This window comes from Marinibactrum halimedae (genome assembly GCF_021234875.1).
GTDB lineage: Bacteria > Pseudomonadota > Gammaproteobacteria > Pseudomonadales > Cellvibrionaceae > Marinibactrum > Marinibactrum halimedae.
On sequence record NZ_JAJQVM010000021.1, the window covers coordinates 91,828 to 106,712 of the forward strand.

At 43.8% G+C, this 14,885-nt stretch carries 11 protein-coding genes; 6 read left to right on the plus strand and 5 right to left on the minus strand.

Translation table 11 applies throughout. The features are described 5' to 3' along the window. Positions 1 to 190: 190 nt before the first annotated feature. From accB to LU351_RS13100, 3 genes are all read right to left on the minus strand, one after another. The gene (gene accB, locus LU351_RS13090; RefSeq protein WP_232594533.1) at positions 191 to 661 is read right to left on the minus strand and encodes an acetyl-CoA carboxylase biotin carboxyl carrier protein; all 471 of its coding nucleotides are present in this window, start codon (positions 659 to 661) and stop codon (positions 191 to 193) included. Between the two features lie 70 nt (positions 662 to 731). Then, the gene (aroQ, locus tag LU351_RS13095; protein WP_232594534.1) at positions 732 to 1,169 is read right to left on the minus strand and encodes a type II 3-dehydroquinate dehydratase; all 438 of its coding nucleotides are present in this window, start codon (positions 1,167 to 1,169) and stop codon (positions 732 to 734) included. 481 nt (positions 1,170 to 1,650) lie between these two features. After that, entirely contained in the window at positions 1,651 to 3,465 is a 1,815-nt protein-coding gene (locus LU351_RS13100; RefSeq protein ID WP_232594535.1) for a protein-disulfide reductase DsbD family protein, read from the minus strand. Between the two features lie 351 nt (positions 3,466 to 3,816). Between LU351_RS13100 and LU351_RS13105 the strand changes: the two genes are divergently transcribed. The 5 genes from LU351_RS13105 (at position 3,817) to LU351_RS13125 (ending at position 11,718) form a co-directional block, all read left to right on the plus strand. Next, a complete protein-coding gene (locus tag LU351_RS13105; protein WP_232594536.1) occupies positions 3,817 to 4,599 on the plus strand; it encodes a hypothetical protein in 783 nt (260 codons plus the stop codon). A 296-nt stretch (positions 4,600 to 4,895) separates the two neighbouring features. Next, complete coding sequence (locus LU351_RS13110) at positions 4,896 to 6,899, plus strand: bifunctional diguanylate cyclase/phosphodiesterase (protein WP_232594537.1); 2,004 nt, start codon at positions 4,896 to 4,898, stop codon at positions 6,897 to 6,899. 182 nt (positions 6,900 to 7,081) lie between these two features. Further along, positions 7,082 to 8,146, plus strand: coding sequence for a DUF2333 family protein (locus tag LU351_RS13115; RefSeq protein ID WP_232594538.1), 1,065 nt, complete (start codon positions 7,082 to 7,084; stop codon positions 8,144 to 8,146). A gap of 95 nt (positions 8,147 to 8,241) precedes the next feature. Further along, positions 8,242 to 10,674: a DNA polymerase II gene (locus LU351_RS13120; RefSeq protein ID WP_232594539.1), complete on the plus strand. Its 2,433-nt coding sequence runs from the start codon at positions 8,242 to 8,244 to the stop codon at positions 10,672 to 10,674. A 333-nt stretch (positions 10,675 to 11,007) separates the two neighbouring features. After that, entirely contained in the window at positions 11,008 to 11,718 is a 711-nt protein-coding gene (locus LU351_RS13125; RefSeq protein ID WP_284285142.1) for a substrate-binding periplasmic protein, read from the plus strand. A gap of 192 nt (positions 11,719 to 11,910) precedes the next feature. Here LU351_RS13125 and LU351_RS13130 read toward each other — a convergent pair whose 3' ends face one another. After that, a complete protein-coding gene (locus tag LU351_RS13130) occupies positions 11,911 to 12,378 on the minus strand; it encodes an Lrp/AsnC family transcriptional regulator (RefSeq protein WP_232594541.1) in 468 nt (155 codons plus the stop codon). 309 nt (positions 12,379 to 12,687) lie between these two features. On the opposite strand from LU351_RS13130, the gene phhA reads away from it, so the two are divergent. Then, entirely contained in the window at positions 12,688 to 13,497 is an 810-nt protein-coding gene (gene phhA / locus LU351_RS13135) for a phenylalanine 4-monooxygenase (RefSeq protein WP_232594542.1), read from the plus strand. A gap of 77 nt (positions 13,498 to 13,574) precedes the next feature. On the opposite strand, the gene LU351_RS13140 is transcribed toward phhA, so the two are convergent. Further along, positions 13,575 to 14,495, minus strand: coding sequence for a histone deacetylase family protein (locus tag LU351_RS13140; protein ID WP_232594543.1), 921 nt, complete (start codon positions 14,493 to 14,495; stop codon positions 13,575 to 13,577). Between the last annotated feature and the right edge of the window lie 390 nt (positions 14,496 to 14,885).

Genomic DNA, 14,885 nt, shown 5'->3' on the forward strand with positions numbered 1-14,885 from the left:
GCGGTTTTCAGTTTGCCTGCCAAGTATTCTTAAAACGTTCATCACGAGATGGCGGGCGTTTATCAATGTTGATTCGGGTCGACTAATTCCTAGGCCAACTAATTCCTAGGCCAACTAATTCATAGGTCAACTAAGACCTAGATAGCTCAAGTTCTAGGTAGACCAAGCCTTAGGTCATTAAGCCGCGAATCTAAACAATGGTCACAAGGGGTTGATCAAATTCAACGGGCTCACCGTCTTCAACCAATATGGCTTCGATAACGCCTGCTTTATCTGCTTCGATCTGGTTCATCATCTTCATGGCTTCGACGATACAAATAACATCGCCTACTTTTACTGATTTACCAACTTCGGCAAATTTGGCTGCGCCTGGGCTTGGTGAGGCGTAGAACGTGCCCACCATAGGAGAGCGAACCGCATGGCCGGATACCTCAGCTTCTGCGCTAGGAGCGGGTTCGGCAGAGGCGGTGGTTGCCGCCGCAGCAGGTGCGGTTGGAGCAACGGTGGTGACTTGGGCTGGAGCAGGAGCGTAAACAGGAGCTGCGTTATGAGAGCTGCCTCGACTGATTCGAACAGACTCCTCTCCTTCTTTAATTTCAATTTCCCCGATATCTGATTCTTCTAGGAGCTCGATCAATTTCTTAATTTTTCGAATATCCATTGTTCTGTCTCTTTTTCTGTTGTTTTTATGGGATTAACCGATTTAATGAATTGTGATGCTTAATTAATACTCAACGTAGCTTCTCAATGGCAGCGGATATGGCTAGACGATAACTGTGTACACCAAATCCGCAAATGACGCCAATGGCAGTGTCAGAGAAATAGGAGTGGTGTCGGAACGGTTCACGGGCGTGCACATTGGAAAGATGGACCTCGATGAATGGTATGGCGACACCGGCCAAGGCGTCGCGTAGGGCAACACTGGTATGGGTATAGGCGGCAGGGTTGATGATGATGATATCAACCTGCTCGGTCCTCGCTCTATGAATACGCTCAATCAATTCGTGCTCAGCGTTGCTTTGGAAAAATGACACCTCATGGCCTGCCTCGTTGCATTGGGAAGACAACTCTGTGTTGATATCTTCTAAGGTGTCAGCACCGTAGATTTCAGGTTCTCGAGTGCCCAATAAGTTTAAATTGGGGCCATGTAGTATGAGAAATTTCGCCATACATAAACCGTCTAGTGAGATAAGTTGAGCTTAGTTTTATCAGGCTGCTATGTTGCCATCAGCGGCGATGGTATTTTCCTCTGGATAATTGAGCGATAAACAATGTGCTCGGAGTAGAGGATGGTGTTGATTAAAATGACATCTAGATAACCGTGACGCTCTGTCGTTTGTTATGAGTTGCTTGCTATAACGTTTATTCGTCATTTTCTTGACTAAGGCAATGGGCCTGAATCCACGCTTTTCACGATCGAAAAGAGTGTGCCGTAAATTCGACTAGGTGTCCACGGTCAAGCAAAAAAAATGGTAAATAACTGCAAATGTCAGCAAGATTGACGATGTTTACTGTTAAAACACGAAATTTACGATCCTAAACGTCGCTATTTCAGACCTGGTTTTAAGAAGTTAAAGGACAATCGCGCCTGAAGGCGGCGCGATATACTCAGGTTTGACGAAGATGCGACAAATTGAAGCTAAAATGCTGCTAAATGTTGCTAATGTCTGCCAAATTGTTATTTTTATGTCTCTGGATGGCGTCGGTGATTATTTCTGGCGTGAGTAACTGAGGCAAAAGCTCTGCTTTGGCGTTTTTCTTCGGTGGGAAGTATAGGTACATAGGAACGCCACTTCGTCCATATTGGTTCAGTAGTTCGGTAATTTGAGGGTCTGCGTTTGTCCAATCCCCTTTCACACCTTGTACATTATTGGCTTTCATAGCGTTGCGAACGGTGTCCGTACTTAAGGCTACTTTTTCATTTGCCAAGCAGGTAATGCACCACGTTGCGGTTAGGTTAACGAGTACTGCACGACCCTCTTCCCTCAGTTCTTGCAATGTTTTGGGGGTATAAGCGACCCAAAGTTCATCTGCTTTTTCTGGTTTGGCGTTGACTGCAAAATTCAACGCCAAGCTAATAGCTCCTAATGCTGTAAGCCGTCCAATCCATAGCCCAGTGCCTTTCTCTGGGAGTTTAGGTAATAACCAAATTGCAAAAGCGATGGCGACTAATCCAGTAGCGACAAGCGCTACTTGATTGGAGTTGGTTTGATTGATTAAAACCCAAAGTAGCCAGACGCTGGTTAAGTAAAGGGGGAAGGCGAGGGCCTGTTTTAGGGTGTCCATCCAAGCGCCAGGCTTTGGCATAGCATTGGCCAGCTTGGGAAGGTAAGACAGCAATAAGAAGGGCAATGCCATACCAAAACCCAAGGCGGCGAAGACCAGTAAAGCAATGAAGGTTGGCTGAGTAATAGCGTACCCCAATGCCGATCCCATCATGGGTGCAGTACAGGGGCTTGCGACAACAGAGGCTAAAGCGCCGGTCATCACAGAATGTCGTAAGCCATCCCCTTGGCTGGCTTCTTGGCCAAGGCCCATCCAACGGCTGCCGATATTAATCACACCGGAAAAGCTAAGGCCCATAACAAAGAAAAGATACATCAACAATGTAATCACCATCGGTGACTGTAGCTGGAAGCCCCAGCCTATGGCTTCTCCTCCGGCACGAAGAGCAAGCATGACGGCGGCAATGGCAACAAAAGTCGCTATGCATCCTAACGTGTAGGCCCAGCCATGCAAATGTTGTTGGTGGGGGGAGAGGTGGGCGTTACTTAGACTAATCGCTTTAATCGACAGTACTGGGAACACACATGGCATTAGGTTAAGAATAGCGCCGCCGATTACAGCAAAAAGTAAACTTATCCACAGGTTGGTGGCGGAGCCATCACTCAGGCTTGTTGTATCAACGGTGTTTGAATCGATGTTACCTGAAATATTCTGAGAACTTCCTCCTGTGGTCGAGGGTTTGCCGGTCTCTTGTGCAAGTTTTTCATCCAGGTCGATGTCGAAATACTGATGATAGGGAGGATAACAAAGCCCTGCGTCCGCGCAGCCCTGGGATGTGACTTTTAAGGAAAGTTGTCGAGGTAGGGATTGGGTGTCCAGTGTTGCGACCGTGGTGTTGTAGAAAACTTCAAGGTCTTTTTCGAAGTACTCATCGTACTTAACCTTTCCCTTTTCTAGGGTGGCGGTATGAGTTTGGCCATCGACTTTGAATTTGAACTTTTCTTTATACAGGTAGTAGCCAGGCTCAATAAACCATCGCAGCAGCAACTGGTTGTCGCTAAATTCCACTTCGACATTATACGCTTCTTCCACTTTTAAAAACTCATGTTCGTTAGAGTCTATCGAGGGGGAGTCGAAGCTGAGATCTTGAGCGTGAGAAAAAGTGTTGAATTGCAAAAAAAGCAAAACAAGGAGGAGGCAGGATTGAGTTAGGCGTAAAGTATTCAATATCCGTTTCATGTGTAAGGGCTTCTGGGTTGAATCTCGTCGATGTTATTTGAATTTGAAAACCCAAATAACGCTCATGCACGCAATCAGGGTTTTAGTGTACGCGATTTGTGGAGGGTTTGACCGCCCCCTTTTTACGACAGTTCCAGGCTTGGGACTGGTCGACAAAAAATTGTTTTAGAATTGTGCTTTTAGTGATTAATTCGGGATACTTTTTTCATATTTAAGTCTTTATGGATATAAGCGGCCATGGTATTGAAGTCAAAGTCGTTGAAACCAGTGACTGAAAATCAGAGCAGTTAATGTAGCGAGGGGAGTATGGGTAGAAAATGGAATACAAATAAAGAAAGGATGGAGTGTAAATTGCCAAGTCGCTTGAGCGCTTGTGTGACGATAGCGGAAGTGATGGCTTTGGTGTTCATGCTGTCAAGTTGCGGAGGCGCTGGGGTGAAATCAGAGGCCAAGCCCACCATGACGCCCGCCATGAAACCTGTCGATAATCGAGAGTCATCAATAACAGCTCAACCTCAGCAACCCAGTAAAAAAGATCGTATGATCGCTCAATTATTGGCAGACGCTGAGCGTGCGATGACACTAAGCCAGTATATGACCCCGGTAGAAGATAATGCGCATGATCGATATCGGGCGGTAATGTTAATTGATCCAGACAATAAAGAGGCCGCGCAGGGTATACGAAGCATTGCGCAACGGTATTTGTCCTTAGCGAAAGCTCTGGCAGAGCGGGGGCAGTTTGGCAGTGCGCGAAACTTTGTTTCGAAAGCCCGTAATATTCATCCTCATATAGACGGAATTGCCTCTGTGGAGGCTGCCATCCAGACTCTTGAAAAACAGAATCGTCAACAACCGGTAGAGCTGGTGAGCTCTGGTGTGGATGACAATGGTGAAGGAAAGGAAGTTGTGGCCCTGCCTGTTCGTGCGTTGGATCAACGCAGCGATGTTTTGAAGGCGCAATTGCAAAAATTGGCAGTTCGCGTAAAAAACAGTGATGAGTTTATGCTGATTGTTGCCCGAAATGACACAGAAGGGCGTTGGATTTATCAAGAGATGAAAAAAGCGGTGCCGGGATACCGTTTGCGTGGCGATATTCGGCGAGGCAAGTCACCAAAGATTATCTTAGAAAAGTGAGTGCTTGCTTTTGGGAGATTATTCAATTGCGTAGTCTATAACTAATTTGTTCATAACCACTTTATTCATAACTACTTTGTCTATAACCACTGTGTCTATAAATACTTTGAATTGATGGGGTTTTAACGTAGATTTTTAGAGTTGGCTTTGAGATGGGTATGCAGTGATATTGCAAAGCGTGTTTGTCAGCAGAAGGCTGCTTTAGGTCGCTCCAAACGACGTCCAAATAGAAAACCATAAAAAGCGAATAATGAAGACCTTCAAACAGAATAATAAAGCGGATGATGGGAGGGGTTTTGAGTCTCAAGCGGCAGTTGATGGTGGCGATTGGGGTGTTATTTTTGATCCTTTTCTGTGCCTCCGTTGCTCTCAGTATTTATGGCTCGAGGGTGTATTTGTATGAGCAACTCGATGCTCAAGCTCGACAGGTTGCGACGGCATTGGCAATCGGTATTGCTCCGGATGCCGAAGCGAATGACCTGACGGCTATTGAGCAAACGATCAATACCCTATTTTCGAGTGGTTATTATCAGTCCATTTCCTATTCCAACCTATCTGGTGAAACATTAGTTTCTCGGCAGGAGGGGCCCAGCAGTGCGAATGGTGTACCCGATTGGTTTAATGAGCTTGTATCGGTACCCAATCATTCAGCTTATTCCGAGGTTGTTTATGACGGAGCCCGCCTGGGAGAAGTGATTGTGGTCAGTGAAATTCACCTGGCTCATCAAGATCTTTGGCGTGAATGTAAAGCGTATGTCTTCCTTTATGGTGCCATTGCCGTCATGGTGTATCTCCTTGCTTTGCGTGTGCTCATGAATATTTTGCGGCCATTGCGGCATATTCAAGTTCAAGCGAATGCGATTTGCCGGAAGAATTTCGATGTGCTCGGGCCATTACCGCGGCAGCGTGAGTTACGCCAAACGGTCAGCACCGTGAATAACATGATGAGTAAGCTCAAACAGATGTTCTCGGATCAAGTGGCGCTGATAGAGTCGCTTCACCAAAAAGTGCATTTAGACCCTCTCACTTTACTGTCCAATATGGTGGACTTCGAATCGTCAGTGGATGCCCACCTTAGTTCCGAACACGGTGGCAGCGGAGGGCTTGGTGTCATTCAGTTACGTGATGTGAAATCGTTAAATGACCGCTTGGGTCGACCAACGGTGGATGAGCTGATTGTGTCTGTGGCGGATGTTATTCGTCAGGAGTTGGAAGTACTACCAGGGTGTATCGTTGGGCGACGGAGTGGAGGGGAGTTTATGCTCCTTGTGCCGGGCTTAACGCAAGACCTGTTTGAAGAAAAAATCAGTGTGATCTTTGGCCGTATTCAGCGCTTACCTCTTTTCATCGAAGATTCGTCTCTGCGTTGTTACGGCGGGTTTGTCATGATTGAAAGAGGTAAAGATCGTGAAACATTGTGCGCGCTGGTGGATCATTATTTACAGAAGACGGTTCATAAAGCCCAATCCGGGTGGACGTGTGAAAGTTTATCTTCTTCATCTTTGCAAGCGGCTTCCAGTCGTTCTGAGGCGCCCTCGCTCAGTCATTCGGTATTTCAAGCAAAACATTGGCGTCGTATTTTATTGGATGCATTGGAATCCAACAGTTTTCTGTTGCATTACCAACCGGTTTACACCAACCGTAAAGAGCTTATGCACTTGGAAGTCTTCAGCCGCTTAAAGGTGGCGGGTGAAATTTACCATGCGGGTATGTTTGTCCCTTATGCCGAGCGATTCGAGTTGGCTGAAAGCGTAGACAAAGCGATGCTGAGCAAATTGGCCAGAAGTTACAATGCCTCTTTTCCGGTGGCGGTCAACCTGTCATGCCAGACGATTTGCAGTGATCGCTTTTGTCTGTGGCTTGAGGAGTTTGTTCGAGATAATGGTGTCTTTGCAGATCGGCTTATCATTGAATTCAATGAACACTTTGTCAGCCTGATACCTGACAAAGTGGAGCGACTGGTAGCAACGGCTAAACGTTTAGGTTTGGGCGTTTCTCTGGATAATTTTGGCAATAGCGGCGTGTCTTTCCATTATTTACAAACGCTGCCTGTGGATGTGCTAAAAGTGAATCGTCGATTTATTCGAGAGTTGTCTAGACGTGAGGATTACCAGTTTTTTCTTCGTTCGTTGGTGCAAATTGCATCTAGTTGCGAGGTAACTTTGCTTGCTGATGGGATTGAGAATGAATCAGAGTGGCGAGTACTCACCGAGCTGAACCTTGGGGGTGGACAAGGTTATTGGTTGGCTAAGCCGGAGCCGGATTATGATTCGTTTGTCAAAGTCAATAACAATAAATAGTGAAGCCCGAACACGACTATCCTTAATTCGGGCGCTCATAACGATAATATTGATAATGACGAGGCCACTAAAAACACTATGTTGTGGCCGGATAAATGTATTGAGATAATGTACGTTTCGTTGAGTAAGTAAAAAATCGCAAAGTGGATCGTTGATTCAAATAAAAACTTGGGGTGGCACAGATGATGTCTGATTTTCGGCAGAAAATTCGTGACAAGATTAAAGAGCGCTGGTCGGATTGGCGTGGAGATTACGATGATGGGATTCGTTGGCCTCGTTATGTTGCGATAGCTATTGCAGGGTATCTATTGGTGGCTATGGTCATGGGAGTTATCTGGAGTATTGAGCCGGATGAATTTGATGTCCGTACCCAAGCATTTGTGCGAGTGAAAGAGCTAGACGCCGATATCGTCACTGGGGCAGTGACGACAGCAACGTTGATTAATGTATCAGATACGTTATTGCATAAAAACGGCGGTTATTTAAGTAATGATATTTTTCCGCCCGGGGTTTGGTTGGATAACCAACCCCACTGGGAGTATGGTGTACTTATTCAAGTGCGTGATTTAAGTAAAGCGATGCGAGAATCCTTCAGTCGTTCCCAATCTCAATCGACAGAAGATAAAGATTTGGCCATTGCGGAATCTCGATTTAATTTCGATCACAACAGTTGGGTCGTGCCGGCGACGGAGTCACAATATCGTGAAGGTATGGAGTTTTTCGGACGTTATTTGGCACGGCTGGTGGATGCGGAAAAAGCCGATGCGCAATTTTATGCTCGTGCAGATAATTTACGCTATTGGTTGTCAACTGTAGAGACACGTTTGGGCAGCTTGTCTCAGCGGTTAAGTGCCAGTGTGGGGCAACGCCGTATTAATACGGATTTGGCCGGAGATAATTCGGCTCGTCAAGCGACGGCGGCACCTCGTGAAATGGAAGTAAAAACACCATGGAATGAAGTGGATGATGTGTTTTATGAGGCTCGTGGTAGTGCTTGGGCGTTATTGCACTTTTTAAAAGCCATTGAAGTGGATTTTGCTGAGGTTTTAGAAAAGAAAAACGCACGGGTCAGTTTGCAGCAAATTATTCGAGAATTGGAAGCGACACAAGTGTTTGTATACAGCCCAGTTATTTTAAACGGTAGTGGTTTTGGGGTATTTGCGAATCATTCTTTAGTCATGGCCTCTTATATTTCTCGTGCTAATGCTGCCTTAATTGACTTGCGCGAGCTGTTATCAAAAGGCTAAGTATTCCAGGCCTTTTCGTGTCTCCTTCTCGTTTCTTTTCCCGTTCTTCTGTTACTGCTTCTTCCCGGCTCTGGTTTTTATCGCCAGGGCCGGAGATGTCACATACGAAACCGTTAATTACTCCCACTCCACATTCAGAAAAACGCTTAACCGGATTCCTATTAACCCGACATTGGCATGATACCGAGCAAGGTGTTGTTATTGAGTGCTGGTTTAGCACAGACGATGGGCCATTGCAGGTTTGCGTATCAGAGCAAGAAAGTGTTTTTTTTATTGAGCAGGCTGATACCGATCGCCTTTCTCCGTTGCTTGGGGTACAACGGGGGTGGAGAACAAAGCCTTTACCGTTAAAAAGCACAGAAAATAATGCGATTACGGCATTGTATTTCCGTAGTCATAAGCGTGCCAGAGAGGCTGCCAACACACTTCGTAGAGAAATCTCGGTGTGGGAAGCGGATATTCGCCCGGCAGAACGTTTTTTAATGGAACGTTTTATTACAGGGGGAGTGGATCTCTTCGGCCATATCCAATCGGTTAAACCTCATTCTGGCGCACCGTATTCCAGGGTGCTCAATCCGGTATTGCAACCTTCCGAGTACCATCCAACGTTGCGAGTGGTTTCCATCGACATTGAAACGTCTATGGATGCACAAACTCTCTTTTCCATTGCGGTGGTACGCTGCTGTGGCGTAACAGATGTAGAGTCTGGAAAACGTGTGTTTCTTGTGGCTGATGAGTTGAATGGAGCGCGGGAGGAAACTGATGATTTTACTGTTGTATTGTGTGCAACCGAAAGCGAATGTATTACGGCATTTTTAGAATGGGTTGATGAGTATGACCCCGATGTTTTGATTGGCTGGAACGTTGTGGGTTTTGATATGTGGGTGCTTCATCAACTTTGCAAACGTTTGAGCATTCCTTTTCGTTTAGGTCGTACACGATCTGTTGTCAGTTGGCGAATTGATCAAGAAGATCGAGAGCGACGCTATATTACCGTGCCCGGCCGCGTAGTATTGGATGGTATTGAATTACTGCGTACGGCCTTTTATAACTTTGACAGCTTTAGTCTAGAGTTCGTAGCGAATGAATTATTGGGGGCGGGCAAGCTAATTGCGGGTAGTCATCGGGGAGAAGATATCGCTCACTATTACCAAGTGGATCGACGTCATCTGGCTCGCTATAACATTAAAGATTGCGAGTTGGTGGGCGACATTTTCGATAAAACCGACTTGATTAATTTTGCAATTGCTCGAACTCAAATGACCGGTATGTTGATGGATCGCAGTGGTGGTGCTGTGGCCAGTTTTGAATTTGCCTATCTACCCAGAATGCATCGAAAAGGTTACGTTGCTCCGAATTTGGGGGAATTACAATCCAATATTGTTAGCCCTGGTGGGTATGTATTGGACTCAAAACCGGGTCTCTATGAAAATGTCCTTGTTTTGGATTTTAAAAGTCTGTACCCCAGTATAATTCGTACCTTTGCTATCGACCCATACGGCTTTTGGTTTGCCAAGCATAATACCCTGTCAGAGTCTGAACGGGTGCCTGGCTTTAATGACGCTTGTTTTGCAAAAAATCATCATATTTTGCCAGAACTGATTCGCTCACTATGGCAAAAACGCGATGAGGCAAAACACTCTCAGAATGCTTCATTGTCATACGCGATTAAAATTATTATGAACTCGTTTTATGGGGTTTTGGGGTCATCGGGTTGTCGTTTTTTTGATCCACGTATTGCCAGTTCTATTACTTTACGAGGTCATCAAATTATTCAGCAGTCCAAAGAATGGATTGAACAGCAGTATACGGTAGTGTATGGCGATACCGATTCAGTTTTTGTCTTATTGGGAGAGGAGGTCACTTGTACGCAGGCCGTGGTGATTGGAAATGATTTGGCAAAAGGGTTAAATGAGTGGTGGCGCACTCGATTAGAGAAAGAGTTTGATATTACCAGTCATCTCGAAATTGAGTTTGAAACACACTATCGTAAATTTTTTATGCCTACCATTCGTGGCAGTGAGTTAGGGAGTAAAAAACGATATGCCGGAATTTCTGTTTCATCGAAAGGTGAAGAGTTAATTTTCAGAGGGCTAGAATCTGTTCGGTCGGATTGGACACCTTTAGCCAAAAAATTTCAACAGTCACTTTATGAGAAAATATTTTATGAGCAGCCCTATAAAAATTATTTAAAGCATCAAGTAGAATCTGTTTTCTCTGGCGAATGTGACGATTTGCTGGTTTATAAAAAGCGCTTAAGACGTCAGTTGTATGAGTATCAGCGTAACATCCCTCCTCATGTTCAAGCGGCAAAAAAGCTCTCTGAAGCAGGCTTGAAAATTCGCAAAGGAGATTGGATAGAGTATGTAATTACCACAAGCGGCGCAGAACCACTGTCGTTGAGAAAAAGCCCTTTGGATTATCAGCACTACATTGACAAGCAGTTGGCGCCTGTAGCAGATAGCCTATTAATGTTTCTAGGTGAACGCTTTTCAGAGCTGACCGATAGACAATTTGGGTTATTTTAATAGGTTTTTCAAAGAGGTTGTTTTTAAAAGCATTTTTTTAAAGATATTTTTTAAAAGCATTGTTTGATTGGTGATGTTACCTGAGGTTCTCATTGTTTGGGGGGTATATGTGTCGCAAAAACTCTCTTATTGGCGCATTTTAACTCTCTGTTTAATTTCTTTACATAAATAAAATTTATAGTATTCACATTTAAGGTTTATATTACATACTTCATAGCAGATTCTATAACTACTTTTAACCCATAAGGCTCAGTAGTGAAGATAAAAAAGTGGATTTATTCTCTATCTGTATTGCTATGCTTGATATCAAGTACAAGCGTTGCGGTAGAGCCTGTGCGAGTTTGTAATGGAGAGTGGCCTCCGTACATGTCGGAGTCACTTAAACACTATGGTGTCGGCTCTCGTATTGTATCAGAAGCTTTTGCATCACAAGGTGTGGAGGTTGAGTATGATTTTTTGCCTTGGAAGCGGGGGTTGTCGTATGCCAGAGAAGGTTTTCGTGATGGAACCATTGGTTGGTTAAGGCGCCCGGATAAGGAGCGACATTTTTGGTACAGTGATCCTATTTTTTCAACCAAATGGGTTTTTTTACATCTTAAAGAAAAGGATTTTGAGTGGCGTACTGTGAGTGATTTGGCAGGCTTGAAAGTAGGTGCCATTATTGGCAATACCTATACTGCTGAATTTAGAGCCGCTGAAAACGCTGGAACTATTAAAGTTGTACGAATTAAAAATGAAGCCTCGGCGATGAAAATGTTACTTTCGGGGAGAATTGATGTGTATCCCACGGATATCCATGTTGCCTATTCAACCTTGTCAAAGTGGTTTTCTCAAGAGTCGATAAATAAACTGACTTATCATCCTCATCCATTAATGGATGAGCCCACTTTTTTATTGCTTTCCAAAAAAATACCGCGTAACCGTTCGATAATCACTATTTTTAATAAGGGATTACAGGCACTGAAAGCAAGTGGGCAGTATGAGGCGTATTTATCTGAATTAGACGTCGTACCTCTTAGCCGACATTCGAAGCCTAATCAATAGTTATAAATAAAAAACAACGTTTAATCGTGCGTTAAACGTTGGATAATTTTCTCACGTTGTGGAAGTTTTTTTAAAAGTTTGGTGATCAATACCATGTCTTTCATGGTCCAACCGGGTGAGACAGCTTCACTTGAAATATCCCCCTTCAAAATGTCCAGAGTTTTTTTATTTTAAGTTGTTTCATGATGGGGCCTATTTTTTACGACGTAAATCAGGAATGACTGTAGTATGTTTACGTTCACCCAGTACAAAATTAGTATTAGCGGTGGAAATCACATTCATGGCCATTAGCTCATGAAGTAAAAAGTCCTCCATTTCGACCATGTCGTGTGCGACGACTTTTAGTAAATAATCGTATTCCCCTGATGTTGAGTAACATTCAATCACTTGCTCGCAACGCTCAACAAATTCATTAAATAATTCAGTTGCATCAATCGTGTGGCGATTGAGAGAGACTTGAACAAACGCCAGAAGATGGGCTCCAAGTGCTACCCGATTTACAAGGCAGGTGTAGCCTTTGATTACGCCTTCTTTTTCAAGTCGCTTTACACGACGCAAGCAGGGTGCGGGAGATAAGTTAACTCGAGTGGCCAGTTCTTGATTGGTGAGTTTGCCATCTCTTTGGAGTGAGTCGATAATGGCTTTGTCGCATCTATCCATGTCAAATGAGTTCATAAGCTGCCAGAATTAAAAGATTATTGCTTAAATATATGCTGTAAACACAATATTTGGCAACTTATTGCCGAAATTCCCTGATAATCTAAATTCCTCGCGCAGTGACCAAATTTATCGCCCACAACAATTCGTCACATGAGCCCTTAGCTGTACAGCACAAAAATCTAGAGAGGTGGTGGGTAGGGTGGGAAAGGTATAGGAAAGAGCATTTCCAAAAGTGGTGTTCAAAAAATTGAAGTTTCTGTGCGTATGACTGAACAATAATAATGATAAATAAGCTAAATGGAGAATAATATGGGTCATAATTCCTCATATATTGCGCACACTCCGGATGAAAACGGCGTCATACCTTACTTGGGTAAAGAGCATGCGGTTTGGTCTGATTTAATGGCATCTCAATTGCCTTTACTCACAGGAAGAGCTTGCCAGGAATACATCTACGGTTTGCAACAACTTTCTATGTCTTCGGATAAAATTCCCCAGTGTGTTGAACTTTCTAAACCTCTTCGCGATTGTACCGGCTGGCGAGTAGAGCCGGTACCTGCGTTAATTAGCTTTGATAAATTCTTTGCGATGCTGGCGGATCGCTGCTTCCCTGCGGCTTCTTTTATTCGCTCTCGTGAAGAGTTTGAATATCTAAAAGAGCCGGATATTTTCCATGAATTATTTGGGCATACCCCATTATTAACCAACAGTGATGTCGCAGATTTTACTGCTCGAATTGGCCGGTTGGGAACAAAGCTACCGAGTCACTATCATGCGGGGTTGGCTCGACTTTATTGGATGACTGTCGAATTTGGCTTGATCAAAACAGGAAATGGAATTCGGGCCTATGGTGCAGGTATTGTCTCCTCTAAATCAGAATTGCAATATGCTATAGAAAGTGATTATCCGGCACGAACTCCATTTAATTTGTTGGAGGTAGCACGGACAAAATATCGCATTGATCAATTACAGCCTAAGTATTTTGTTATCAATAGCTTCGGAGATTTTACACGCTTGTCCGATGGTGAAATTGTTGATGCTATTGATGAAGCAAAATCCGTTGGTATGATTCCTATTGTGGACACCCCAGAAGACATTTGGCCACCTAAAGCGGCTTAAGTTTTTTATTGATCCCCACAACGTTATTAGTTCGTACAATTTTGTCAACTCGTACAATCTTATGAGTTCACACCAACTTATAAGGTTGTACACACAGAAATGGCTTTTATCACGCTTTGAGCACTTTCTTTTGAATAGCCGCCGCCGCCAAGGATGACCGTTGGAATATTTCGTTTTTTAAGGGCTTTAATTGTTCGTTTTTCTCTTTCGGCGATGTCGTCGATGCTTAAGCATAATTTACCTAATTTATCACTGAGCAAAGGGTCTGTGCCGGCGACAACAAAGGCAAGTCGATAATCATCAGTCAACTGATGTAGTGCCGTGCTGTATCGCTCTAAATAGGTTTGTCCGTCTGTTCCGGGGGGGAGTTGAACTGGGATGTCCACTCGATCGCGGGTATAGCCAGAGGTGGGATAAATACCGGCGTTATACACATCCAGTAATGTGATTTGTTTGTTTTCCATAAACGTATAGGCATTGCCGTTGCCGTGGTGTGCATCGGTATCGATAATCAAAATTTTGTCATTTGGACTGAGCTTGTGCTGTTTTATCAGTTGTTGATAAGCAATGCCAATGTCATTATAAATACAGAAGCCTTCCATATTTTGTTGCATGGCATGGTGATAACCGCCGGATAAATTCCAGTACACATCACCTTCATTCAATGCGCTCTCAGCGCCAAGCAATGTGCCTGCGACTCCCCACCGCATAGGCGTTAGGATTTTCCGATCCAGAAACGAAAAGCTGACAAGTGGAATTTTGGGAACTTCGAGGGCTTGAAAAATCCCATTTTTATTGCGTACTCTATACTGCATGATGCTGGATAAAAATTCGTCAATCATGCTCATGTCAACAGGTTGCTCTGGAGAAATGAATCTGATAGCAGAATCGCTTTTTAACGCATCATAAATAATTTTAAATTTTGTACCTTCAAAAGGATGTAGGTGCTTAAGTAGGCCAAGATTGTAGTTGTAATGCTTGTTATAAATGACCTTCATTTTATTACCACTTAGTCTGATCTGAGAGTTCACGAGCATAGCGCAATATTTCATTGGGTGTCCAAATGCCGCGCCCTAAAAACTTACCTAATTTACCATAGTCGTGCGCGGATGGATTAAAGCTGGGGTCTTGATCACAAGCAACCTTCAAACATTCAGCTACTACATTTGAGCAGTTGTATTTAGCAAGTTGATATCTGGGTTTGTCAGATATCAGTTGTGCTATAAAGCGTGATAGAGCATCTTCATTAACATTGTGTAATGGGAACCTCTATAAATTCGTTTTTTTAGCGCGATAATTTTCTAATTTTTTCTACCGGAACATTTACCGAAAATAATTATCATTACGCATTTATTTACAAAAATATTGGATAAAAATTCGTTCTTTTG